Source organism: Mucilaginibacter sp. KACC 22063, from assembly GCF_028736115.1.
GTDB lineage: Bacteria > Bacteroidota > Bacteroidia > Sphingobacteriales > Sphingobacteriaceae > Mucilaginibacter.
Map to the genome: position 1 here is coordinate 4,156,765 of NZ_CP117877.1, position 24,773 is coordinate 4,181,537.

Annotated in this window: 24 protein-coding genes; 7 read left to right on the forward strand and 17 right to left on the reverse strand. The window is 41.0% G+C overall.

Annotation, left to right across the window (positions count from 1 at the left end; genetic code table 11):
* Window positions 1-28: 28 nt before the first annotated feature.
* Window positions 29-1,018: an acetyl-CoA carboxylase carboxyltransferase subunit alpha gene (locus PQ461_RS18140; RefSeq protein WP_274206948.1), complete on the reverse strand. Its 990-nt coding sequence runs from the start codon at window positions 1,016-1,018 to the stop codon at window positions 29-31.
* A gap of 44 nt (window positions 1,019-1,062) precedes the next feature.
* Complete coding sequence (locus PQ461_RS18145) at window positions 1,063-1,620, reverse strand: hypothetical protein (RefSeq protein ID WP_274206949.1); 558 nt, start codon at window positions 1,618-1,620, stop codon at window positions 1,063-1,065.
* 157 nt (window positions 1,621-1,777) lie between these two features.
* Between PQ461_RS18145 and PQ461_RS18150 the strand changes: the two genes are divergently transcribed.
* Window positions 1,778-1,954 (forward strand): hypothetical protein, encoded by a 177-nt coding sequence (locus tag PQ461_RS18150; RefSeq protein WP_274206950.1) that lies wholly within the window; start codon window positions 1,778-1,780, stop codon window positions 1,952-1,954.
* A 48-nt stretch (window positions 1,955-2,002) separates the two neighbouring features.
* On the opposite strand, the gene PQ461_RS18155 is transcribed toward PQ461_RS18150, so the two are convergent.
* Window positions 2,003-4,720, reverse strand: coding sequence for a carboxypeptidase-like regulatory domain-containing protein (locus tag PQ461_RS18155; RefSeq protein WP_274206951.1), 2,718 nt, complete (start codon window positions 4,718-4,720; stop codon window positions 2,003-2,005).
* Between the two features lie 372 nt (window positions 4,721-5,092).
* Window positions 5,093-5,935 (reverse strand): sulfurtransferase, encoded by an 843-nt coding sequence (locus PQ461_RS18160; protein WP_274206952.1) that lies wholly within the window; start codon window positions 5,933-5,935, stop codon window positions 5,093-5,095.
* Between the two features lie 112 nt (window positions 5,936-6,047).
* Between PQ461_RS18160 and PQ461_RS18165 the strand changes: the two genes are divergently transcribed.
* Window positions 6,048-6,494: a phosphatidylglycerophosphatase A family protein gene (locus tag PQ461_RS18165; RefSeq protein ID WP_274206953.1), complete on the forward strand. Its 447-nt coding sequence runs from the start codon at window positions 6,048-6,050 to the stop codon at window positions 6,492-6,494.
* A 34-nt stretch (window positions 6,495-6,528) separates the two neighbouring features.
* Here the strand turns inward: PQ461_RS18165 and PQ461_RS18170 are convergent, their stop codons facing one another.
* Entirely contained in the window at window positions 6,529-7,053 is a 525-nt protein-coding gene (locus PQ461_RS18170; protein ID WP_274206954.1) for a YceI family protein, read from the reverse strand.
* A gap of 160 nt (window positions 7,054-7,213) precedes the next feature.
* Here PQ461_RS18170 and PQ461_RS18175 point away from each other — a divergent pair, with 160 nt between their 5' ends.
* Window positions 7,214-7,678 carry a hypothetical protein gene (locus PQ461_RS18175; protein ID WP_274206955.1) on the forward strand — a complete coding sequence of 155 codons (465 nt, stop codon included), beginning with the start codon at window positions 7,214-7,216 and terminating at the stop codon, window positions 7,676-7,678.
* Here PQ461_RS18175 and PQ461_RS18180 read toward each other — a convergent pair whose 3' ends face one another.
* Window positions 7,679-8,458, reverse strand: coding sequence for a DnaJ domain-containing protein (locus tag PQ461_RS18180; RefSeq protein WP_274206956.1), 780 nt, complete (start codon window positions 8,456-8,458; stop codon window positions 7,679-7,681).
* A 213-nt stretch (window positions 8,459-8,671) separates the two neighbouring features.
* Between PQ461_RS18180 and PQ461_RS18185 the strand changes: the two genes are divergently transcribed.
* Together PQ461_RS18185 and PQ461_RS18190 are read left to right on the forward strand one after the other, a co-directional pair.
* On the forward strand, window positions 8,672-11,107 hold the full coding sequence (locus PQ461_RS18185; RefSeq protein WP_274206957.1) for a TonB-dependent receptor: 2,436 nt from the start codon (window positions 8,672-8,674) through the stop codon (window positions 11,105-11,107).
* Window positions 11,108-11,120: 13 nt separating this feature from the next.
* Entirely contained in the window at window positions 11,121-12,266 is a 1,146-nt protein-coding gene (locus PQ461_RS18190; protein WP_274206958.1) for a PepSY-associated TM helix domain-containing protein, read from the forward strand.
* A 47-nt stretch (window positions 12,267-12,313) separates the two neighbouring features.
* Here PQ461_RS18190 and PQ461_RS18195 read toward each other — a convergent pair whose 3' ends face one another.
* Window positions 12,314-12,994, reverse strand: coding sequence for an esterase family protein (locus PQ461_RS18195; protein WP_274206959.1), 681 nt, complete (start codon window positions 12,992-12,994; stop codon window positions 12,314-12,316).
* 107 nt (window positions 12,995-13,101) lie between these two features.
* Window positions 13,102-13,695: an SGNH/GDSL hydrolase family protein gene (locus tag PQ461_RS18200; RefSeq protein ID WP_274206960.1), complete on the reverse strand. Its 594-nt coding sequence runs from the start codon at window positions 13,693-13,695 to the stop codon at window positions 13,102-13,104.
* Window positions 13,696-13,859: 164 nt separating this feature from the next.
* On the opposite strand from PQ461_RS18200, the gene PQ461_RS18205 reads away from it, so the two are divergent.
* Window positions 13,860-14,849, forward strand: a complete 990-nt coding sequence (locus tag PQ461_RS18205) for an amidohydrolase family protein (protein WP_274206961.1) — start codon at window positions 13,860-13,862, stop codon at window positions 14,847-14,849.
* A 29-nt stretch (window positions 14,850-14,878) separates the two neighbouring features.
* Here the strand turns inward: PQ461_RS18205 and PQ461_RS18210 are convergent, their stop codons facing one another.
* The 5 genes from PQ461_RS18210 to PQ461_RS18230 form a co-directional block, all read right to left on the reverse strand.
* On the reverse strand, window positions 14,879-15,106 hold the full coding sequence (locus PQ461_RS18210; protein WP_274206962.1) for a hypothetical protein: 228 nt from the start codon (window positions 15,104-15,106) through the stop codon (window positions 14,879-14,881).
* Window position 15,107: 1 nt separating this feature from the next.
* Window positions 15,108-15,692: a hypothetical protein gene (locus PQ461_RS18215; RefSeq protein ID WP_274206963.1), complete on the reverse strand. Its 585-nt coding sequence runs from the start codon at window positions 15,690-15,692 to the stop codon at window positions 15,108-15,110.
* A complete protein-coding gene (locus PQ461_RS18220; RefSeq protein WP_274206964.1) occupies window positions 15,676-16,155 on the reverse strand; it encodes an RNA polymerase sigma factor in 480 nt (159 codons plus the stop codon). The genes PQ461_RS18215 and PQ461_RS18220 overlap by 17 nt, the downstream gene beginning before the upstream one ends.
* A gap of 189 nt (window positions 16,156-16,344) precedes the next feature.
* The gene (locus PQ461_RS18225) at window positions 16,345-17,061 is read right to left on the reverse strand and encodes a LytR/AlgR family response regulator transcription factor (RefSeq protein WP_274206965.1); all 717 of its coding nucleotides are present in this window, start codon (window positions 17,059-17,061) and stop codon (window positions 16,345-16,347) included.
* Window positions 17,054-18,085, reverse strand: coding sequence for a sensor histidine kinase (locus PQ461_RS18230; RefSeq protein WP_274206966.1), 1,032 nt, complete (start codon window positions 18,083-18,085; stop codon window positions 17,054-17,056). Before PQ461_RS18230 ends, PQ461_RS18225 begins: the two co-directional genes overlap by 8 nt.
* 242 nt (window positions 18,086-18,327) lie before the next feature.
* Here PQ461_RS18230 and PQ461_RS18235 point away from each other — a divergent pair, with 242 nt between their 5' ends.
* The gene (locus PQ461_RS18235; RefSeq protein WP_274206967.1) at window positions 18,328-20,772 is read left to right on the forward strand and encodes a TonB-dependent receptor; all 2,445 of its coding nucleotides are present in this window, start codon (window positions 18,328-18,330) and stop codon (window positions 20,770-20,772) included.
* Between the two features lie 64 nt (window positions 20,773-20,836).
* Here PQ461_RS18235 and PQ461_RS18240 read toward each other — a convergent pair whose 3' ends face one another.
* The 4 genes from PQ461_RS18240 to PQ461_RS18255 all read right to left on the reverse strand — a co-directional run bounded on the left by PQ461_RS18240 (window position 20,837) and on the right by PQ461_RS18255 (window position 24,763).
* A complete protein-coding gene (locus tag PQ461_RS18240) occupies window positions 20,837-21,175 on the reverse strand; it encodes a hypothetical protein (protein WP_274206968.1) in 339 nt (112 codons plus the stop codon).
* A gap of 146 nt (window positions 21,176-21,321) precedes the next feature.
* Window positions 21,322-21,783, reverse strand: a complete 462-nt coding sequence (locus PQ461_RS18245) for a hypothetical protein (RefSeq protein WP_274206969.1) — start codon at window positions 21,781-21,783, stop codon at window positions 21,322-21,324.
* Window positions 21,784-21,843: 60 nt separating this feature from the next.
* Window positions 21,844-22,467 (reverse strand): M949_RS01915 family surface polysaccharide biosynthesis protein, encoded by a 624-nt coding sequence (locus tag PQ461_RS18250; protein ID WP_274206970.1) that lies wholly within the window; start codon window positions 22,465-22,467, stop codon window positions 21,844-21,846.
* A gap of 142 nt (window positions 22,468-22,609) precedes the next feature.
* On the reverse strand, window positions 22,610-24,763 hold the full coding sequence (locus tag PQ461_RS18255; protein ID WP_274206971.1) for a peptidase domain-containing ABC transporter: 2,154 nt from the start codon (window positions 24,761-24,763) through the stop codon (window positions 22,610-22,612).
* Window positions 24,764-24,773 lie beyond the last annotated feature (10 nt).

Below are 24,773 nucleotides of genomic sequence, written 5' to 3' on the forward strand. Positions count from 1 at the left end.
GAAACAGCCCCTTTATTTTGTTGGATGCTTAGTTACTTTCTGGCTGACTTTGCGGCTCAGGGCTTTCGTCAATTACCACGCCCATGTTGCAGAATTTATCAATACGCTCTGATACAAGCTCGTTGATATTACGCTCCTGTAAGTTTTTAAGGTCTTTAAGCAATTGCCTTTTTAAGGTTGTAGCCATAGCTACCGGATCCTGGTGAGCGCCACCAAGCGGTTCTTTGATGATACCATCAATCAAACCGTTCTTGAACATTTCGCCTGATGTCAGTTTTAATACTTCAGCAGCTTTTTCTTTAAAGTCCCAGCTGCGCCATAAGATTGACGAGCACGACTCTGGAGAAATTACAGAATACCAGGTATTCTCAAGCATGTATACCTTATCGCCGATACCAATACCAATTGCTCCGCCCGATGCACCTTCGCCAATAATTACGCAGATCACAGGCACTTTTAATACCGACATTTCCAGCAGGTTACGGGCAATAGCCTCACCTTGTCCGCGCTCCTCAGCCTCAAGGCCAGGGAATGCTCCCGGAGTGTCGATCAAAGTGATGATCGGCTTGTTAAACTTCTCAGCCATTTTCATCAGCCTTAAAGCTTTGCGGTAACCTTCGGGATTAGCCATACCGAAGTTGCGGTACTGGCGGTCTTTGGTGTTACGCCCTTTTTGGTGGCCGATAAACATAGCCGTGTGGCCGTTGATAGAACCAAAGCCACCGATGATTGCTTTATCGTCGCCAATAGTTCGGTCGCCGTGCAGCTCGATGAAATCATCGCACATCAGCTCTATATATTGCAGGGTGTATGGACGCTCGGGGTGACGCGATATCTGTACTTTTTGCCAACCGTTAAGGTTACTGTAAACCTTCTTTTGTGCGGCCTCCAGCTTTTCCTCAAGTTCAGCCAGCGTAGCCGACATATCCACCTTGGTTTTTTCTTCAACCTGCTTTACTTTTTCAATCTGCTGCTGCAGTTCGGCAAGCGGTTTTTCAAAATCAAAAGATATTTTCATAATATTAAACGGGGGGCTAATTTACATAAAGTTATCGGCAATAATCAATTAGGTTTTTCTACCGAATAAAACTTATTCATCTGCATTGAAGTGAGTACCAACCGGGTTTTTAAGCATGCTGTTAATAAGGCGATACGCAACTCGGCAGCATAAGCACCATAACGCTGCCCGTAAAACAAAATTGTGCCTTCATTAATAAGCCTTTTGCGAAATAAACTATCCAATGTACGCTCGTTGCTGATCTGCGATACCCCTACTTCGTCCTTTTTCATTTTAAGGGTAGCCATAATGGCATCCAGCTTTTTTACCTGTTCGGGCGTAAGGTTTAAAAACTTTTTATACTTCAGTACTTTGCCAGGCAGCGGGTAATGGTTCATGGTAGCCGGTGCAGCCGTATTGTTTACATCATCGCCATTAACATATGCCATGTACTGTGCATAGGTAAGCGTTTTTATAGGCGATTTTTTAATCTCATCTAACAGCGCGGGTTTAGCGGTGTCGGCCTTTGCAGTGGTAGTGTCTGCCTGCTGCGCATGTAAAGCTGTGGCTGTTGCCACTAATAAACTTGTAACGATTAATTTAAACGTAGAGGTTTTATGCATAGGGGTTTAACAAAGTGCAGGGGCTGATGTTTAATCCTTTGTTCAAAAGTATAGTCAAACTATACAAAAGTAAAAAGTAATTGGCCTGTTTACGCAAACTTATGGATAAAGATCAGGCAGCGGATTTCTTTTGTAACGTTAACTAAAACTTTGAATTATGAATACCAGCTTAAGAAAATTGATTATAGGATCATTATTAGCTATCACCGGCATAACAACTATTACATCATGCGTTGTAAACGACCGCTATCATGACAGGCGTTATTACCATGACCGCTATCACCACGACTGGCACGATGGCAACCGCTATAATAATTATGGTTACTACCATTAAACAAGAAAAGGGCTTAAAGCCCTTTTCTTGTTTAATATGGTTTAAATCTTAGCGTACTGTATAGTTGTAAACACCACGGCCAATATTGCCATCTTTATCTATACCCTCGATAATTGCCTTGTAAGTACCTTTGCCATCGGCATTGTAAAATTGCAGCAAAGCATTGCCTAAATTATCTGGCGTAACTGCCGGGTTCCAGTAAATGGTGGTGCGGTAATCGCCCTGTTGCAGGCTTTTGGGCACATCATATTTTGGCGAGTAAAACTGCCTGATCTGTGCGTAGCCTTTAGGCGAAAAAGTAATGATGTTCGGATCAGGGAACATTTGCTTCAGATCGTCCATGCTTACCTTGGTACCTTTAGGTTCTTCTTTTAAGTTCACAGAGATCACACCCAGTGTATTGCTCATCCGGTTAATACCACTTAAACCATCGCTAAAGAAAGTCTCTACGGAAGCAATCTTATTTGGATCTAACGAATTAAGGTAGTTCACATCAACCTGCAAGCCTTTAACATAGATCTGCATTGGTGTACGCGTGCCTGAGTTGTAACTGCGGGTAATATAAAAGTTTCCGCCATCATAGGTAACCCCTAACAGCATCGACTGTAAACAGTTGATCACGTTATTACAGCCCTTTAATCGTTCGCCGTCAACCTCATGGTCTGCCACAGGGTTCAGACCGGTTAAGGCAGAATAATCCTTGTGGGTAACCTTTCTGCTTACTACGGCCTTAATCACTACCTCTTTCAGCACTTTGTTAAACTGGTACTGCTTTTCGCTGTTTTTAACATAGTTATTCAGGGTGCTGTCGATATTCATCAACTCGTCGGGCGCGTTTAAAGATTTGCCTATGGTTGGGTAAGGTTCACCGTTCATAGTAATCTTCATGTTTTTCGAGTCGACATTGTTGCGTGCGCTGATGGTCACTTTTGACGAATCATTAAATACCACATTCTTGAAAACGAAGTTACCGTCGGCATCAGTAGTGGTTTCGGTAGAGAAGTTTTTATCCGGGATGATCAGCCTAACTGCACCTTTAAACACTGGCGTGCCATTAAGTTTACGCAAGTTTCCAGACAGGCTGATACCCTGGTCTGGCAGTACCTGCACCTGTGGTATTTTGTTGGATGTGATCTCACCCATGCTAAACTGTCGGAAACCCTGGGTAAGCATCAACACATCAAGATCGTCAGCCTTTTTTGCATCCGGTTTATTGAAGTAATAGTTTGGCTGCTCCACATATCCGGTAACATCACTGGTAAGCAGTAAATGACTGAGTATGGTAGTCTGCGCATCCTCGTTATATGGCACTTTGGTAGCATCAATTACCGATACCGAGAAACTGCCCGCAGTAACTGGCTGCTGATTAAGCTTTGCTGCTACTTTAAGCTGCACCTTTTGTTTGATACCATAGGCAGGCTTATCGGTGCTTAAAGAAAGATTAAGCGCTTCGTCATCACGGTTAATGAACACCAAACGCTCGCTTAATGCTTCGCCGGTATTGGCCATTAATGTAACCGCTACAACGCCGGTTTTAAATTTACTTTTCGGGATGGTAGCCGAATATAACTGTGTATTTAACACCGTTTGCCCTGCGAAGGCGATGAAGCCTCCGCTTTTGGCAACAATATAAAAGGTCTTGTTTTTATTACGTTCGAAGAAGGTCGGCGTGGCAGATACCTTAACAATCAACGAATGTGCGTTACTGTTATCAAGCGATAGTGAAACGCCGTTTGCCAATATGCGCGGCAACCTGAATGTACCTTTTGTACCATTAGCAAACTCCACTACCGCATGGTAACCCGTATTAGGCTTAGGTACGAAGGTAAATTTACCCATACCCAAATGCTGTGATGAGAAAGTCCCGACCTCTTTATTTTCACTATCAACAATTGTTCCCTTTACATCAATACCCAAGCCGTTGCTTTGTATAGCTTTAAAACCAATTACGGTAGGTACATCGGTAAGCAATGCGCCGCCTTCTGGGAAGAAGCCGATGTCGCAGCCATTAAACGCATTCTTTAATGTAAATGCTTTGTTGATCGTTTTTTTATCGGCTACCTCAATGCCCGTAACCAGCGAGGTGCCTTTATAACTTTCAATTTTACCACCGTTAACCGGGATGTTAATATATCCCTGGGCATCGGTTGTGCCTTTACCCTTGTCCATTACGTCGCCGTTGGTCTCCACCCGCCAGTCAACACGCTTATTGGCGAGCACTGTACCATCGGTGTTGCGGTATAATACACGCGCATTCAGCTTTGCTGCTTTATCGCTTGCATCGCCAGAGAACTGGATGTTTGTATTGATCTCTTTATTTAATCCGCTGCCGATGGTAATTACCTTTTCAAAAGCATAATTCTGTTTAAAGTTCAGCATCCAGGTGGTGTAAGCCCTCACACGATAATTACCCTGGCTGTAATTTGTACTATTGAGTGTGATGTTGCCATAACCCACCGCATTGTTGATAGGTATTTTCTGTGTTTCCACTACAGAATCGCGGGCATTGATCATTTCCACATTCAACACCCTGCTAAGCCCCGAAGGCTGGTGGATATCCAGGGTTAAATAAGCCTTAAACCAAATGGTGTCGCCCACGGCATAATACGGCTTATCAAAATGCAGATAAACTTTTTCAATGGGGTGTCCGTCATTAGTTTTAACGGCCTTTTCGATAATGGCATTCAGGCTTACGCTGTCGCGCTGGGCAAAACCAGACAAGTGTGCAGACAGCAAAAGAATCAGCAGGTAAAAAAATCTTTTCAAAAGTTTTAATATTATAACGCTTAATTAACGGCTAAATGTCAGCAAACAATATGGCTGCAACAAGCTATTTAACAATTTATAACTAAAGCAATAATAGCGTTTATGCGCTTGCGCTTAAAGAACATACAAATATGTTACTAAATCTTTACGATGGGGTGAAGCTGTTACAGCTTTCGTCTACACATATCAGGCTTTGGTCTATTCTATTAGCTACAGAAAAAAGCCTGCATTACCTTTACACTTTCCTCCGGGACAAAAAATAAACAAAACGCTCCTAAAGGTTTTCTGGGCCCTTTGTACTTTAAACTGGGCCGGTCTTTTTAAACGAAGGCCGGCTTTTTAAATAAGAAAGGAGCCAGTGGCTCCCTTAATTCAATATCTTTCTTCTTTACCTATTGGCAAATCCCGCCTCGACCATTCGCTCCATGAGCCTACATATAATTTGGCGCCCTTGATACCCGCCTGCTCTAATGCCAGCAAAGTATGGCAAGCCGTTACGCCCGAGCCACAATGTACAATTACATCTTCGGGTTTTACATTGCCAAAAATTTCTTCATAAGCCGTTTTCAATGCATCTGCAGAACGGTAAGTATTATTTTTCTCCAGGTTTGATGCATAAGGTACGTTAACTGCGCCTGGTATATGCCCGGCTATTAAGTCCAGCGGTTCTGTACGGCCAAGGTAACGCGCGTTTTCACGTACGTCAATTACTAACCGCGAAGGATCATGCGCTGCCTTAGTTACATCTTCAATATCAACTGTACCCGTAAACGCGGCAGGAACAGGGTAAGCATCCACCTGTTTCGGGGTAACAGCATCAGTACTTAATGTTACGCCAAAATCAATGGCTGCCTGTAAACCACCATCAAGTACCTGTACAACCTCATGCCCAACTGATTTCAGCATCCACCACAATCGTGCTGCACTATTGGCCCCGGCTTTATCGTCATACACAATTACATGCGTTTGCTGCGTAATACCTAACCTTGTTAACAAGGCTGCAAAATCAGCGGTTGATGGCAAAGGATGGCGCCCACCCTGTGATGCATCCTGAACTTTGGCTGCCAGGTCTTTATCAAGATCGGCAAACACGGCATCCTGTATATGTCCTTGCAGGTAACGCTCGTAAGCATCGGCGCCTCCGCGTGCATCAACAATTACAGTTAATTGCGGATCTGACAATAGCAATTCTTGTATTTTTATCAATGGAGACATGGTGTTCTGTGAATTGGTGAACAGTCAAATATATTAAAGCAGCTATTAGCTTTATAAAATTTTTATGTTTTTGACTTAATACCAACCTTAATTAAGCAGATATTTGCCGGATATGAATAAACTGATAGCATCATGGTTTGGTGTAGGCTACATAAAAGGCGGCGGTACCATTGCTGCCGCAATAACCTGTGTGCTGGTTTATTTTTTTTGGCAGGTGACTGCCGGACAAAACATCTGGCTGTTTTTAGCAATAACAATAATCATTAATGCTATAGGTATATACGTTGGTAACCAGGTTGAGCCTTTTTGGGGGAAAGACAGCTACCGCGTAGTAATTGACGAAGTGGGTGGCATGCTGGTCACTTTGTTGTTTATCCACCCCAATACTTATGCACTTATTGGCGGCTTCGTACTGTTCCGCTTTTTTGATATGGTAAAACCATTATATATCCGTAAAATGGAAAACCTGCCAGCAGGTACAGGTGTAATGATGGATGATATACTGGCAGGCGTTTACTCCAACATCGTTTTGCAGGTATTACTGGTTATTTTCAAATAAGAAAGGCAACTGTTAAGCTGCCTTTATCTGTAATTTATGCTTTGGTGACCGGAACATTCAGGTATACCATTACCTCATCAGGGGTACCCATCCTTGTAATGTTAAAATCTTTCGGAATTACTTTCAGTTCGCCTTTGAACACACCATCGTTGCCTTTATCATCAAACGTAAAATGGATTGCTGCTGGTTTTGTAGTGCCTCTTAAAGTAAGCTTGCCAGTGGCTATATAGCCATTACCGCTTTTAGTAACTGATGTAGATACAAACTTAATGAGCGGGTTTTCGTCAGCGCCCAGAGCATCCTTAGCGTGATTTGTTTTGATAAAGAAACCTGTAGCCAGGGTAGTAGCATCAATAGAGGCTGATAATTTGGCCTGTTCCGGATGATCTTTATCAAACACGATGTCAGTTTTCAAACCTTTAATTGTCCCTTTGATATTACCCCCTACAAACCTAACTTCATAATCATCCCCCTTAACTTTCCATGCCCCTGCAAAGTAGGCAAAGGCGGTTGATACCGTAATTAATGTTGCCAGCAAGGCATAGCTAAATTTTTTCATAATACAGATTAACTTGATGAGCTTATATTTAAGTTGTTTATTATAACACGGCTGCTACACTGTGCAGGTTGCCACACGCAAAAAATTATCTAAAGTAGCTTAGATCAATTATGTTTCAAATAGCTTAAAATGTTTTTTAAAGATATTCGTCAATAAAAATATGTATTCCATTTTATTAGCCTTTCACTCACTTGTACGCTGGTTTGTTTTAATTAGCCTGTTATTTACTATCTGGCGCGCTTACCGCGGATGGCTTGGCAATAAACCGTTCACCCTGTCAGACAATCGCACAAGGGTTGTCACCGCTACTATTGCGCATATTCAACTTGTTTTAGGCATATGGTTATATTTCATTAGCCCGGTAGTATCCTATTTTCTGCATAATTTTTCGAGTGCTGTACATCAGAGGCAGATCAGGTTCTTCGGGATGGAGCATGTAACCATGATGCTGACGGCCATAATTATTATCACATTAGGTTCCGCTAAAGCCAAGCGTGCAACGGATGATAAAGAAAAGTTCAGGATTATGGCCGTATGGTTTACCATAAGCCTTGTTATTATCCTCAGCTCAATACCGTGGTCGTTTTCACCGTTGACCAGTAGGCCAAATTTCCGCCCGTTTTAATTAAGGCGTGGTTAAAGTCCACTTTGGTAAATAACCAGTCTGGCTGTTATACGCAACTTTATAAAATGTAATTCCTTTTGTCAGTACCCTTACTTTGGCTTGAGCAGGTAAGGTAGCTACCACTGCCGACATATAATCGGCTGTTTCATGCAGATAAACATCACCTGCCAAACTCGACTTTAAATGTGTAATGTAAGTGGTATCGGGCTGTGGTTTATGAACCGCCTGTACAATAACCGGCTTAATAGCAGTTGGTGCTGGCGTTGTATTTTGCACCGCCGCTATTGCTTTCTGTACAGGTACCTGAAGCGCAACTGCTGGTTTGCTGATTACATTTTGAACCGGCTTTTGATTTGCCGGCATTATGGCCATCCCATGTTTCTTTTTACGATGCTTAAATTTTTTATGTGGAGTAGCAGTTGAAGTAATGGGCTGTATAATTTGTACCGGGGTCTCCTTATGCTGATTGATTTGCTTTAATACATAAAAACCAAACAGGCCGGTAAACCCTACCAGCGCAATAGTGGTTAGTAAATTTAAATGCCGCGTTCTGAAAAATAATAATTGCCTTTTCTGGCTCCGTTTCAGGGCAGCATCATAACGGCGGCGCTTTACCGGGTCGCTTAAAATTTCGTATGCTTCGCTGATCTCCTGAAAATGGCTTTGCAAAAAGTAATCGTCGTTTGCGTTGAACCTGCCCGCAAGCTTATAGTATGCTTCGTTCAGTTCATTTGCAGTACAGTTATTCCTTGTTCCCAAAATGTAGTAGAAATCTTTCATACCATAATCACCCGTCTATTTTAACTTATTTGATCGGGTATTTTAATTATAGTTTAAAACTGCTGTGAATTATTTCTGAGTGACATAATCTATCTATTTTATTTGGACTTATTCTAAATAAAAATAACTTTGCAAAAAATTCCCGGTGAATGTCGCTAAACTTTGCACCGGGTTTTAATAAACGATCCTTCAACCATTCATTGAAACAAAAGTATGTTTTTCACAGTTATCGGGCTCCCGAAGCCTGCTAAAACTTCACAAAAAAAATTAAACATCAGGCTTATTAAACTTTTTACATTCTTTTTAACGCTTACATTTTTTACCTCAAACGCATTTGCCGATGACGATGCCAAAGGTGGTACGATAAAGGGTACCGTAAAAACATCTGACGGTAAGCCCGCCGAGTTTGTAAACATCACCATTAAAGAAACCAACCAGGGCGCTGCTGCCGGTCAGAACGGGCATTACACCATCAGGAACATTGCCCCGGGTACTTATACAGTAACTGCAAGCTTTGTAGGCCTGCAAACACAAACCCGTCAGGTAACTATTTCGCAAAAAGAGACCATCACTTTAGACTTTGTTTTAACCGAAGACCGGAAGCAACTACAAGAGGTTTATGTGCAAGGCGCTAAAACTAACAAATTTCTGAAAAAGGAAACAGAGGATGTGGCACGACTTCCGCTTAAAAACCTGGAAAATCCACAAGTATACAGCGTAGTAACCAGCGAACTGATGAAAGAGCAGGTAGTTGTTAATTATGCCGATGCTTACAAGAACATACCGGGTACCGGCGTACCGCTTGTGTATAATAATGGCCGTACAAGTATGTTGTCGCGTGGTTTTACCACCGGAAACTTTATCCGCAACAGTGTTGCCGGTTATAATTTCAATGCCATTGATCCTGCCGATATCGAAAAGATCGAAGCTATAAAAGGCCCTACAGGTACTTTGTTTAACAGTAGCCTTGCTTCTTTCGGCGGCTTGTTTAACCGGGTTACCAAGCAGCCTTTTGATAAAGCGCGCACAGAGATCTCTTACAGCACCGGCAGCTTTGACCTGAACAGGCTTACCGCCGATGTAAACGTACCTCTGAAAAGCGATAAAAGTGTACTTTTCCGCGTTAATGCTGCTTTGCATAATGAGCATAGCTTCCAGGATGCTGGTTTTAACCGTGGCTTTTTTGTTGCGCCAAGCCTAACCTATATCGTGAACGACCGCCTGTCTGTTGATATTGATGCCGAGATCGGTAACTCAAACGCAACATCGGCTTACCGCCTTGCACCAGATACTAAAGGGAAAATTCATAATGTAAAAGACCTGGGCTTAGATTACAAACGCTCGTTTATGAACAACAGCATTGATTACCTGAGCAGACAGTTTGACCTTTACGCATTGGTGAACTACAAGATCTCTGATCACTGGAAATCACAAACTGTTTTCAATAAAACGTATTCGACCACCAAAGGCATGGTAACTGCTTTTACCCTTGTTGACAGTACCAAAAAAATTAAGCAACAGGCTACCAAAGAAGACTATCCTTACTATATCGCCAACGTTCAGCAAAACTTCATCGGCGATTTTAAGATCGGGCAGTTCCGCAACCGTATTGTTACCGGTGTTGAATATTATAACCAGAAAAGCAACAATACAAACGTAACGGTAACTATGCCTGCCATCAGTTACCTTGATCCGGGAGCGGCTTACAACAACTTTACAGCCGACAAGATCAATGCACTTGTTCAGGCCGCAGCGCCAAAAACAGGCGACTATGTGCAAAATAATCAAAGCTCTTATGCGGCATACGTATCAGATGTGTTCAACATTACCGAGCGCTTAAATGCAATGGCAAGTATCCGGATAGACCGCTTTGTAAACAAAGGTGCCTACACCCCTGCCGATGGTAAAACCACTGGTAACTTTTCGCAAACGGCATGGTCTCCAAAGTTAGGCTTAGTTTACCAGGTAGTACGCAACCAGGTTTCGCTGTTTGGCAATTATATGAACGGCTTTAACAATGTCACTGCCACCAGCTTTGACAATACGCCTTTTAAACCGCAATACGCTAATCAATGGGAAGGCGGCGTTAAGGTTGATATCTGGGATCATAAGATCAGTTCAACCATCAGCTACTATGATATATCGGTAACCAATACTACTATGGATGATCCGGCACATCCGGGCTTTTCTACCCAGGCTGGTACACAGCTAAGTAAAGGTTTAGAAGCCGAGTTAATAGCTAATCCGTTTACAGGCTTTAACATTGTTGCAGGCTTTGCCTACAACGATAGCAAAATAACCAAGGCGGCACCCGGCGCTAACAGCATATTAGGTTTACGCCCCGCTGCTGCGGGACCGGAACGCCTGGCAAACTTATGGATGAGCTACCGCATTCCAAGTGGCAAGGTACAAGGATTGGGTGCAGGTATTGGCGGCAACTACGGCAGCCAGTCGTACCAGACTAATACAGCCAGCTTTAAGTTTGTTATCCCGTCATATACTACCGTTGATGCTACCGTATTTTACGACAAACCCAAATATCGCATAGGTATAAAGGTTGACAACCTGACCAACGAAAAGTACTGGTCGTTCCGCCTGGCACCTCAAAACCCAACGCGTGGTACACTTAATTTAACCGTAAGATTTTAAAATTAACCCGGCTATGAGCAGACAAAAAACAACTTTAAAAAGCGCCATCAGGCAGATACACCTGATACTTGGCTTAGCCAGTGGTTTGGTTGTTTTTGTAGTAGCCATAGCCGCCGCCATACTCTCTTTTGAAGAAGAAGGCCGTGAGTTATTTCAGCATGATTTTTATCATGTAAAAGAAGTAAGTTACGCACGCCTTCCGTTTAAGCAAATGCAGGACAGCGTAAAGGCGCATTATCCTAAGTTTAAAGTAAGCAGCATCCGTTTTAAAGAGACAAAAGATGCCGCCATTATATTTTACAGCAAAAAGGAAATGGCGGTAAGTGTTGATCCTTATACGTCAAAGATCAACGGAGTACTGAACCTCAAAAAAGACTTTTTTACCGTAGTACTTTCGCTGCATACGCATCTTTTACTAGGCGAAGTTGGCGGTACCATTGTTAAGGTTAACGTGCTGATATTTTTTATCATGTGTGTGAGCGGCTTAGTGCTGTGGTGGCCTAAGCAGAAAAGATTTTTTAAACAAGCCCTTACCATCAACTTTAAAATCAAAAACTGGAAACGCCTTAACTGGGATCTGCATAGCGTGTTAGGTTTTTACGCTATGCTTGTACTGGTATTAGTTTCACTTACCGGGATGTTTTTTGTGTATGATTCAGTTAAAAGCACAGCGGCATTTATTACCGGTAACCGCGCGCCTAAGAAAGAAAAGGTAAAGATAGCCCAGGGTGATAAAAAGACTTTTAACACGGATAAAGCCTATAACTATATGGTTTCAAACTATCCGGGCGCTATAGAAACATTTATAACTCCGGCAGCATCAAAAACCGATGCCATACGCATACAAATGCGCTACCCTTATACCATAGTAAGGCAGCAAAACTCGGTTTACTTTGATCCCTATACCGGCAACATTGTAAGGGCAGATCTTTATAAAAACTATAATGGGTATGATCGTATTGCAGCCAGCAACTACAACCTGCATACGGGTCGCTTTCAGCTGGTTGGCATTGGCGGCAAAGTCATTTACTTTTTGACTGCGCTTATTGCGGCATCATTACCGGTAACCGGCTTTATGATATGGTTAGGCAGAAGAAAGAAAAAGAAACCCTTAAGGCGGCACCCAAAAAGATACGCTAAACCTCTACCTATTTCATAACACATAAGGCGCCTTTGAGCGCCTTATGTGCTTAGTGACTTATTATCTCACAAATACAATTGGGTCATTTTTCTCCAGTTGCGTGGGTTGTGTGCGTAACCATTCCAGGTGTAAAATTCATGCTGAATTCCTTTAGCGTTTAACAACTCACTAAACTCACAATTGTCCTGCTTAAAAGGATCAGTTTCGCCAATGGCAATTAGAATCTGCATTTGCCTGATATGATCTAAATGCCAGCCGTTTTCCATGTTGGCCATAAACTGCCGCGGCATATTAAAGTAGATATCTTCATTATGGAAGCCATCAAATAGATCGCGGAAATATAGCACCGATCGGGTAAGGTCATACCTGCCACTGAGGCATACCAGCCTCTTAAAATAATCCGGATACTTTAAGGCTATGTTTGCTGCATGATATGCACCCAGGCTGCATCCGGCAGACTCAAGATCACCATCCGGGTTTTTAGTACGTATAAATGGCAATACTTCATTAACAATGTAGCGCTCGTATTGCAAATGACGGTTTATCTTTTCTTCAGGGCTCGATTGCTCGTTATAAAAAGTTTCGGCATCTATACTATCCACACAAAACAGTTGCAGTTCACCGTTATTGATGCGATCGGCAATGCCCTCAATTATTCCCCAGTTCTCGTAATCATAAAACCGCCCCATACGCGGAGGGAAAAACAGCACCGCCCTGCCGCCATGGCCAAATATCAACAGTTCCATATCCCTTTCGAGATGTGCACTATACCACCGATGATATTCCCTGTTCATGCCTGGCTATAATTTTGAGAAATATCCCTTTTACATATTAAATACCGGTCAAAAAATAGTTAACTGTGCGCCACCGCTTCCTCTATGGCAGCCTTCCACACTAAATAACCTTTTCGCGTCATGTGCAAACCATCTTCTGCGTAATATTCTTTATTAGGCTGTCCGTCTGCATTCAGCATTTTACTGAAAATATCTATCCATTGCCAGTTAGGGTGCTTGTCTTTAATTTCTTTTGAGATCAGTTCGTTGGCATATTTAAACTGCTCAACCAGGTGCCAGCGGCTGATACTTGGCTTTAACGAAATAAAGTAGCATGGCAAAGCACCAAAATGCTGTGTTACCCTTTGTGTAAGCTCCTGAAAGAAAATACAAACCTCTTCAGGATGGCGCCCGTCTCCCAAATCGTTATCACCAGCGTAAAATATTAATTTTTGTGGTTCATACCCCGTCATCACTCTGTCAAAGTACCAGGTACAAGCCGCTAATGTAGAACCACCGAAGCCCAGATTTGCAGGATTTAAGCCTGGAAAATCCTCTTTCAATCCAGCCCACATCCTGATAGATGAGCTACCGTAAAATATCGTTTCCGGCTTATATGTTAACTCGAGGCGCTCTTTTTCCAAACGCATTATATCATCCTCGTACCAATTCATCTTTAAAAAATTATAGCCCCAAACCTAAATAAACAATTCTTAAATATTGTTTGGAGATTGCGAAAACGGTTTCTAAATACTGCGAATTGTACTGAAAATACCGCGTTTAACCATTGCTATGCAACATTTGCGCCAATTATTTTGTATTAATTAAAATACTAACAATGAGAATAGTAACACTAGAAGAGCATATATCTTTCCCGGGAATGTCGGCTTTTTTGCCGCCTGATCTCATCCAAAACAGAAAACCTTCAAGCGCTGCCTTGCAAATGATGACAAAGCTGGAAGACATTACCGGCGAACGCCTGGCATCAATGGATAAAAACGGCATTTCCATGCAGGTACTTTCTGTAGAGAATACAGATGTAAACCTGCTTAATGGTAATGAAGCTGCAAAATTTGCTGCAAAATATAACGACCTGATTGCGGAGAGAATCAAAGATCACCCTGAGCGGTTTGCAGCGTTTGCACACCTGCCCATGACAGCGCCTTTAGCCGCCGCAGATGAGTTGGAGCGCACAGTTAAAACTTATGGCTTTCGCGGTGCCATGATCAAAGGGCTGATCAACGGCGAGTTTTTGGATGCACCAAAATTTGCACCTGTTTTTGAAAGAGCCGAAAAGCTGGGCGTGCCTATTTATATTCACCCCGGTATACCGCCACAATCTGTGATGGATGCTTACTATAGCAATGTGGGCGGCAAACAAGGCCCCTATGAAGCTATTGCCTGCTGGGGTTGGGGATGGCACTCGGAAACGGCCATACATGTGTTACGACTTTTAGCGGCTGGTATATTTGACAAGTATCCGAACTTAAAGATCATCATCGGACACATGGGCGAAATGCTGCCGATGATGTGGGTACGCTCCGAGCGGGCATTTAAGCCCGGAGCAGGTGGCGAAAATCAGCGTACACTGGCTGATACCTTCCGGCAGCAGTTATACATTACCACCAGTGGCTTTTTTACGCAACCACCACTGCAATTAGCATTGGATACTATCGGGGTAGATAACATTATGCTATCGGTAGATTACCCGTTTAGCACCAATGAAATGGGGATTGATTTCCTGAACAGCATTCAATTACCCGCCGACCAGGTGGAAAAGATCGCACATGGCAACGCCGATAAATTGCTTGGCTTAGGCGCGAAATAAAGCTGAATCATACCGGATCATATAATTGGTTATGATCCGGTATTACTTAGTATATCCTTATTACAAATACCTGTCTTTTTACTTTGTTGAAATTTTATAATGGCAATAACTTCAAGGGCTAAGCCTAAGCCGTAGATAAAACCTCTTACACTATCGGGCATAAAAAAATGCTTACTGATTATTGGCGTGGTGGTTACCATTAGTACACCAATGATCAATAAAGCCATAACAGGCTTTGACGGTTTATTCTGTTTCATCTTATTTTAATTGATTAGATATTTTTTCAAAATGTTGTTTAGTAGCAGCCAGTTTAGCTGCGTTCTTTTTGTAAGACCGTGGCCGCAGGAAAAACCAGTTAAAAAACAGGAAACCTGTAGTTACCCCATATAGTATTAAAGTCGGCAAAAAGTCGCCTTTAAGCGACTCGTATAGGTAAAGTGACAAGCCTACCGTGTTAAGCGACATCAGGATTACCTGTGTCTTCTTGTAATAAAAGATCTGGTTTTGCCGTGTTTGCTCTATAAAAGCTACAAACTCCAGGTTGCTGCAATCGTCAAGCTGGTAAAACCGCTTTAACGATTTGATATTAGTTGCTGCCAATATTAAGCCCGACACTGCCATTAATGAGCCTCCTATGTAGGTGCTTAACATTTTAAAAGGTGTATGGATCATTATAAAAACCAAGGCAGCACTAAGCAGCAACGAGACAATGATGATCATCCATTTACTCCTCAGTTTTTGCTTGCGGAACTTTAAGATGATTTGCAGCATCTCTTTTGAAGAAGGCAGCACATCTGTTTTTGCAGTATGCCATAAGGCTTTCAGATCATCTAAATTGTCCATGTGCTTTAAATTTTAATGCCAGCTTTTCTTTTATGCGGTGGATTTTCACCCGTACGTTAACCTTGCTAAGGCCCACGATTTCAGCAATATCAGCCTGGGGCAGGCCTTCCAGTTCAAGCGACATAATAATGCGGTCGGCTTCGTCAAGTTCGGCAATACAGCGGTATAAGAAACTCAGTTTTTCTTCCGGCGATTCTTCGTGTACTTCGGTCAAATTAAAAGGCATTTCTCCGGCAGGCATGCGTTTGGCTACCTCTAATGCCCGCAAACATTTATTGGTAGCTATCCTGAAAATCCAGGTACTGATGTGAGCCTGATTTTTAAAATCCGACAGGTTTTTCCATACTGATATAAACGTTTCCTGCACCAGGTCTTTGGCATGGTCGGCATCATTAGTATAGCCGAGGCATACCCTAAAAATCTGCGGTGCGTACGTTCTATAGATGAGGTCGAAATCTGCCATGCTTAAGCTTAAAGCTGAATTTGCCGGGTTAGATACGGGCTATTATCAAATGTTACAACTATTATGCGATTGATAGCTGCTGATTTTTTGTCAATGAAAGGATCATCAGGGAGCTAAGATAATCCGGCGCAATGCGTTGGCAGTTCCGGCTTTTTTATTTCCTGATCATATATGCCATATAACCTGATGCTAAAGTCCAAGTTGCTTCATTAGCTGCTCGCGGTAATTACTTCCAATAGGAATTTCCGTGTTTTTTATAAAAATGCGGTTTCCTTCAATATGGTCTATTTTCGACTTGTTAATAATAAATGAGCGATGGGTACGAAAAAAAAGTGTTTGGGGTAAAGTTTCTTCAAAGCTGGAAAAAGCCATTTTAGGCATTAACGCAGTGCTGGTTGTTACAATTTTGGTGTAATTACCTTGCGCCTCGGCATAAAGCAGCTCATCAAAATGGATCTTATAAATCTTACTATCTGCCTTTATAAATAAAAAATCTTCTTTCTTACGCTCCTCTGATATAACTTTAGGATTAAAGGGCGCAGCAGCTTTTAACCTGTCAAGCGCCTTATCTATAGCTATAATAAATCGATCAAACGAAAATGGTTTTAATAAATAATCGCATGCCGCCAAATCAAATGCATCAGCGGCAAATTCTTTGTAGGCGGTAGTAAATATAATTTGAGGTTTATTACGGATGGTTTTTGCGTAGGAGATACCATCCATAACCGGCATATTAATATCCAGGAACAATACATCAACCGGCTGATTTTGCAATATAGCCCTGGCTTCTAATGCATTACTGCAACAGGCTACTACATGCAGGTAATTCAGATGTTTACAATAATTCTCCAGGATGTCTCTCGCAATCGGCTCATCGTCCACCACCAGGCAATTAATCTTATCCATTCTTCATTTTCATTTGTAAAGCCACCTTGTAAAACATTTCATCTTTAGTGATCTGTAGCTCATGTGCATTCGGATAAAGCAATTCCAGCCGTTTAGTAACATTCTGAAGCCCAAACCCACTACTCTTACTATTAAATAATTCACCAGAGACTTCTTTTTCGCCGTAGGTATTTTTAACAGAGAACAGTATAGAATTTTCCCATACCCGCAAACTGATATGGATAAAGATCTGCTCGCTGGTAGTATTTTTTGAATGTTTAAAAGCATTTTCTAAAAACACAATAAACAGCATGGGCGCTATCCGTACCTCCGCATCTACCATCTCTTCAAGATCTGTAGTTAATACCAGCTTATCCCCTATTCTTATCCGCTCAAATTCGATGTAATTCTTAATGTAGGCCATTTCATTGGCCAGGGGCACAAAAGTCTCGCTAACATCATAAACCGAGTAGCGTAACAGCTCTGCAAGCTTGAGCAACAGTGGGGGCACCTTCTGATGGTCAGTAATAGACAAGCCATACATATTGTTAAGCGTATTGAATAAAAAATGCGGGCTTAACTGCGATTGCAGCAGGTGAAGTTCGCTTTTGTTATGGGCAGCCTGTTTTTGCGCTTCGCTTAACTGGTTCTGTGTAACGGCATGCATTACCTTTAGCAAAGCCCCGGATACTATACCAATCATTATTAACGGCACAAAAAACAAGATACCTGTACGATGGCCAAAATCAAAATGAGCATGAAAAAAAAGCCATATACCGGAAATTACCATTACTGTAACAATGCTTACAAGAAATGAACGCGGCGCAGCAGTTAGATTATTGGCCCAAACCTGCACAACATAACGACCTGCGAAAACAGCCAGTATAAAAAAAATACTTATTGATATCGCAACAGCTTCGTGTTCCTGAATGGATATCGAGTCCACGTATGAATCCATTGGAGCAAACAGTAATATACCACCAACTATTGCCAGATAGAAGTACAGGTTTTTCCCGAAAAAGCTGGTGCTTGATGATGGCTTCATGTTTATCATATCCATATTGCTTTAGCATGCAATATTAGCGGCTTGGTGCTGTGCTATAAAGTATAGTATCTGTATAGCGGTTATCTGTTTACGAACTGCCGTTTTACGATGTCGAATGCTTTAAACACCCTCAAACGACTATTTAACCCCGTTTAGCCAAGGTACAACATAATTATTTACGGAAGATGTACTCAAAATTAATATTTGCTTCAACAATACTCACTACCTCAACACACCGTATTATGAAAGTCCTTATCCTTATTTTATCTATCATGGCCTGCGGGTTTATGTGTAAAGCCCAGAAAACTACCTGCACTGTAACCCTGCTCATTAAAGATGCTGGTAACAACGCCTTGCCTGGGGCTACAGTCCGCATTTATAAAGTGGGTGATTCTGTTGCCGTTAAAGCAGGAAGCACTGATATGGATGGCCAGCTTATATTTAATAATCTCAGCAATGGTGCTTATTTTTTTAAAGTAAGCGCTATAGGCCAAAACAACTACCAAAGTCCGGCAATACAGTTAAATAAAAACGCTATTACATTGCCACCAGTTATATTAATACCTGCAAAAAACAGGAATTTGGCCGAAGTGGTAATTAGTGCAAAACGGCCATTGATGCAAACAGAAATTGACCGGACGATTGTGAACGTAGAATCCATGATTAGCAGTGCAAGCAGCAACAGCTTAGAGGTTTTGGAGAAAACGCCCGGTGTATCGGTTAATGCAAATGGAGAAATTAGTTTAAACGGCAGATCAGGAGTAATGGTGCTTATTGATGGGCGGCAAACCTACATGTCTGGCCAAAGCCTTACCAATTATCTTAAATCATTACCTGGTGGAGTTTTAGACAAGATAGAGCTGATGGATAATCCGCCGGCAAAATATGATGCTTCTGGTAATGCCATTATTAATATTAAATTAAAGAAGAATAGGGCGGGTGGTTTTACAGGCAGCATTCAAACAGGTTATTCGCAAGGGAAGTACGGCAGAAACAACAACAGTTTGAACCTTAATTACAACCATAAAAAACTAAACGTTTTTGGTAACTTCTCTTTTAATACAGAAAAGAATTATACCAGGGATGATTATGAAAGAAATTTTTATACGCCCACGTCAGAATTAAACTCCAGAATCAATCTGCACGACAATACCGTTAGCCGGATGTCTGGCACAAACAGCATAATTGGATTGGATTACAACGCATCAGAAAACACCACGTACGGGGCTCAGATTAATTTTAACAGAACTACACAACCAAGCGATTACAGCTATTATAATCAAAACTTTAATCCCTTAGTATTGGATAGCATAGGGTCAGGAAGTACGTTTATAAAAGACAAAGCCACCAACTGGAGTACAAATGTAAATTATGCACACAAGTACGGTAAAAGCGGACGCGAGCTCACCATTGATGCCAACTATTTAAATTATGATGATAAAAATGAGCAATGGCTGGATAACTATACCTACGCACCAACCGGGGAGGTAATAAGTAACAGGAAGTTCTTTTATCACATACCATCTTCCATTCAGGTTTATAATGCAAAAGCCGATTATGCTATGCCTTTAAAAAATAAACTAAAATTAGAGGGAGGGGTGAAAACCAGCTTTGTTAACAATGATAATATTGCCGATTACTACACTATCATTAATCAGGATGCTACAATTGATAACAGCCTTTCCAATCACTTCAAATATTCGGAAAACATTAATGCGGCCTATATCAACGCACAAAAAAGCTGGAAATACTTAGCGCTACAGGCTGGGTTGAGGGCTGAAAATACCCATGCCGAAGGCCGGCAGTTGGGCAATGCCGAAGTTGCCGGAACAGAATTCACTAAAGATTATACGCGGTTGTTCCCAAGCCTGTTTATTAACTATAAACTGGATACTGTAGGCCGGCAATCATTTAACTTCAGCATATCCCGCCGCATCAACCGGCCCAGTTACCAGGTATTAAACCCATTTGTATTTATCCGCGATCAGTATTCTTACACATCTGGCAATCCGCTCTTAACGCCGCAGTATCAATACCGTTATGAAATAAAATACCAATACCGGCAGGCCCTGCGGTTAGGGTTAAGCTACAATGATTTCACTGACGTGATTTTTAGAACTACTACAGTAACTGATAACATTTTTATTACCAAGCCTCAAAATATTGGTAAGGGCTTTATGTACATATTAAATGTAGGATCTTCACTTTCGCCATATAAATGGTGGTATTTTAATTTAGATATGCAAATATTGCGCATGGGCTTAAACGGGCAGGTAGACGGCGTAACATTAGATGTTAAAAACTCTGTTGTGCGTGGTGGGGTACAAAACCAGTTTAGTATCAGCAAAAGATTAAGCGCCGAACTTTTTGGTTATTATATCAGCAGTGATTTAAACGGACAGGCTTATACTCATGCCATGTTTCGCACCAATGCGGCTATACAGTTAAAGATTTTAAACAGCAAAGGAAGCATCAGATTTAATGTTGATGACATTTTTCATTCGTGGGTGTATCATAACTACTCTGCAGATTTAAGACAGGCAGCATTTACCCAGACTACAGCATCTGATACACGCCGGTTTGGCTTAGCCTTTACCTACAGGTTTGGGAAAGACTTGTTTAAACGCAAAAGAAAATATGATAACAACGGTTTGGATGACGAAAGAGGCCGTTTACAGCCTAATTAAGGTTTTTGTTTGATTGATTAGGAATAGCAACTGTAGCGTTAATACAACTAATACCCTTTCTAAATCAAAGCTTATTAATTGCTTCAATCAGGCTGCGCATGTCCTGCTGAATCGACCTTACACTTGCCTGAAGCTGGTTATGCATGTCGGCCAGGTGTTGTATATCTTCCTCAGAAAAATAACCGCCGGTTTTAAAAAACCTTTGTTCGTCTTCGGTATTGATCTTTTCGTCAAACACAAAAAGCATCCATCTCTTTTTCAAAGTCTGAACCAGCGAAAACCTGCCCTCATTACTAAAGGCCTTGTCTGTCATCACACTCCACAATGCCGGTGGAAACGCCATATCCGCATTGTTTTCAAACCAAACATTATCCAAAAGACTTCTGCTTGTTTGTAATTTCACCTTCTTCCCTTTTGGATTTAGCAATACAAAACCCAAACCGGCACCTACTACGCCTCCACTGATATTAATTCCCTTATTTAGACTGTTATTTTTTATTAGCGCAGTAGAGATGGTAATAGCTGCTGCCGTAACAATTGAGGCTACTGTTAAACGGGTAGTGGTACGGCCATTTTATCATGTATAAACCTGGCCAATTGGTCAAACCGCTCCCCATTACAATCCAGTTCAGCAACTACGGCCTCAACCTGGGTATTGAAAAGAATAATTTTATCCGTTAATTTTTGCTTAGCGGCTAACTTGTCAGTTGGAGAGGCACTATTTAAATAATCAGCAATTAATGGCGTTAAACCAATCCGGCTTGCCAGGTTGTAATCATGCGTATTTAGTTTACCGGCAACTATGGGGTTTACAGTGTTGTTTTCATTTCCCGCAAGCGTATCCTCTTGCTGATACTGTACCGCCGGGGCGCAGTAATCATCGCGCAGGGCATTTACCTTTGAGTTTTCCATTACAGATGAGCAGGACGAAAACAACCCGAAAATTATAGTTAAAGGCATTACCATTAGCCAATACCTTGTAGCATTAATTTTAGCTTTCAATAGGCTCATATAAATTTGTATCAGCAATTATGATAACCAGCAATTGAATATTTGAGATGCTTTATATACTTACTGCCATGTCTCCAGTATATGCTTCTTCCATAGCTGAGTCGCATATGTCCTAAACTCTTGCGGCCCCTTTTTTAAAGCTTCATCAACAGTATAAGTGCCGCCCTCATATGCTGTAGCCGAGATCTTTACCCTGTTTAAGCCCCGTACGGCATATTTCTTTCCGCCCTCATACATAATGATCTTCATTTCGCTCGGGCTTACATCACCGTGGCAAACTTTTTTGTACATCAGCCATACCTCTGCTTTTCCATCCTTATTCACATCAGTAACGGCAAAGGTGTTGGGCACATAGTTGGCTGCAATATCAACCGGGCAATCATTAACAAAATCATGCACCTGCCAGGTAAGCGTTGGAGTACCGCCTTTAACAAGATAATGATAAGCATACAATGCAGCATCCCTGTAATCATCCCCCTCACCGGATTTACTTGGCGTTTCCCCGGTTTCAGTAGTGATCACCATATGCTCGCCATCATTGTCTGTGAACTTAACCGCGTTAATCAGTTTACCAGTATATCGAATTGATGCCGGGATACCGGTTTTAGCAAGCTTCATCACTTTAAGTTGGGCGTAACTTAACTGCATCAGCAGTAGTAAGATAAGAATATATAAGAATTTCATGTTTCGGGCAGATTACAGATGATAAAGCTAATCAATACACGCTGAAAAACAATTTGTAATTAAGTAAGACGACTAGCTACCTTATGAAAGGTATACGGAGATTATTTCTCATAAATAAGATTGTGTCTAATCTAATACTTAATTATACAGAATGATACCTCCATAGCTTGGTATAAGCTCCTTCTAGTTTTAGTAAACTTTCGTGAGTGCCTTGTTCAACAAGTTTTCCATCGCTTAAAACAAGAATTTCATCGCAGTTTTTAATAGTACTTAATCTATGTGCTATAATAATAATAGTCTTACCTAGCTGTTTAAACCAAGTCAAAGTTGCTTGAACCTTTTGTTCACTAACAGGATCAAGTGAGGATGTTGCTTCGTCCAAAATAAGTATCTCTGGATTTCTGTACAAAGCTCTGGCGATTGCAATTCTTTGCTTTTGACCACCCGAAAAATTGGTTCCTTGTTCGGTAACAAAAGAATTAAAACCGTTTGGCATCTTTTCGATAAATTCATCAATTCCTAGATATTTTGATAACATCAGGATTCTTTGCAAATCCGGCTCATATTCTCCAATTGCAATGTTTTCGATAATTGTTCCAGCAAATAAATCAATTTTTTGAGGTACTACGCTAATAACCTTTCTTAAGCTGTTATTGTTAACAAATCTTATGTCTATACCTCCTATCATTATCTTTCCACCAGAAACCGGATGAATATTTTGCATTAAAGACAATAATGTCGACTTTCCGCTACCACTTTCTCCTATAATTGCTGTTGTTTGATTCTTTATTATTTTTAAATTCAGGCCATTAAATACCAAAGTCCTAGTGCCATATTTAAATAACACATCAATAAACTGAATGTCTCCAATTAGTTTTGGTGTCATTACCGTTAATAAATCAGTGGACGATTCTGTTTCAAGATCAATGATCTCAAATAGTCTGTCAGTTGCAATGAGCGCATCCTGAATGCTTTTATTAGCTCCAATCAATGAAATGGCTGGTCCTGTAAAATAGCCAATTAAAGCATAAAATGATAATAGTTCACCTGGTGATAATTCACGCTGAATGACAAAATATCCGCCAATCCATAATATTATGATTGTCATAAATTTAGTGGAAAAGTCAGAGAAGTTAGATATCCTTAATCCTTTAACATTACTATCGTATATTGAACGAAGTAAATCAATAAATCTACTTTCTGTTTTTAAAACGGCATGTTCTTCAAGTCCAAAATGCTTTATGGTTGCTGTAGCATTTATGCTCTCAACTAATTGAGTCTCTAAGTCAGCGCTATTTTCCATTAATTTACGCTGCAACTTTTTGTTTATATAATTACTAATCAAATATAACGCTACATATACAGGAACGATGGAAAGCATTATTAGCGCAAGTTTCCAATAGTAAAAAAACATTATAGAAACCGAAAACCCAACAATTAGCACATTGACAACCATGCCTAACGCAACATCATTTATAAAAAATCTTATTTTTACAGCATCATTCACACGGCTAATTATTTCTCCAACACGCATTGTATCATAGAAGCGCTGAGGCAGTTTCAACAAATGTTTATAATATCCAAGTATTAATTGCGAATCAATTATCTGCCCAGTTCTTAATCCAATAATGGATTTCACATAGTTTATTATAAATTGAAAAACTATAATTACAATCATCCCTATGCTTAACAGATTAAGCAATCTGACATTGTTTTCTACTAAGGCGAAGTCAACAATTTTTTGAACATAGATAGCTGTACTAAGTCCAAGAACTGTATATAATAATGCCCCAATAAAGGCTTGCAAAATCAAAGATCGATGAGGTTTTAGCAATGTGATGAATCTGCTCATATTAGAATTGCTTTCAGCCCCTGCTTTGAAAGATTCACTGGGTAAAAGTAGGATAATTACTCCCGTCCATTCTAAACAAAAGTCATGGATACTTTTTTTGTAAATTTGAGCATCGCCAGGATCCATGTAAACAATGTTTTTTGTATCTACTTTATAGATAACTACATAATGATTCAATCCGCTTTTCAAGTTTAAATGAGCAATTGCAGGAAGAGGAATTTTTTCCAAACTATCTCTAACACCTTTTGCTCCTTTGGCTTGAAATCCTAATCTCTCCGCGGCTTCTATCATCCCAAGAACATTAGTCCCTTTTTGATCAGTGCCTGCAAATTGCCTTATCCTGCTAATAGGTAATTGAAGTTGATAATATGCAGCAACCGATGCAAGGCAAGCTGCCCCACAATCACTAATGTCTCTCTGCTTTACTCTAGTTCCTTTTCGCATTTTACGCAGC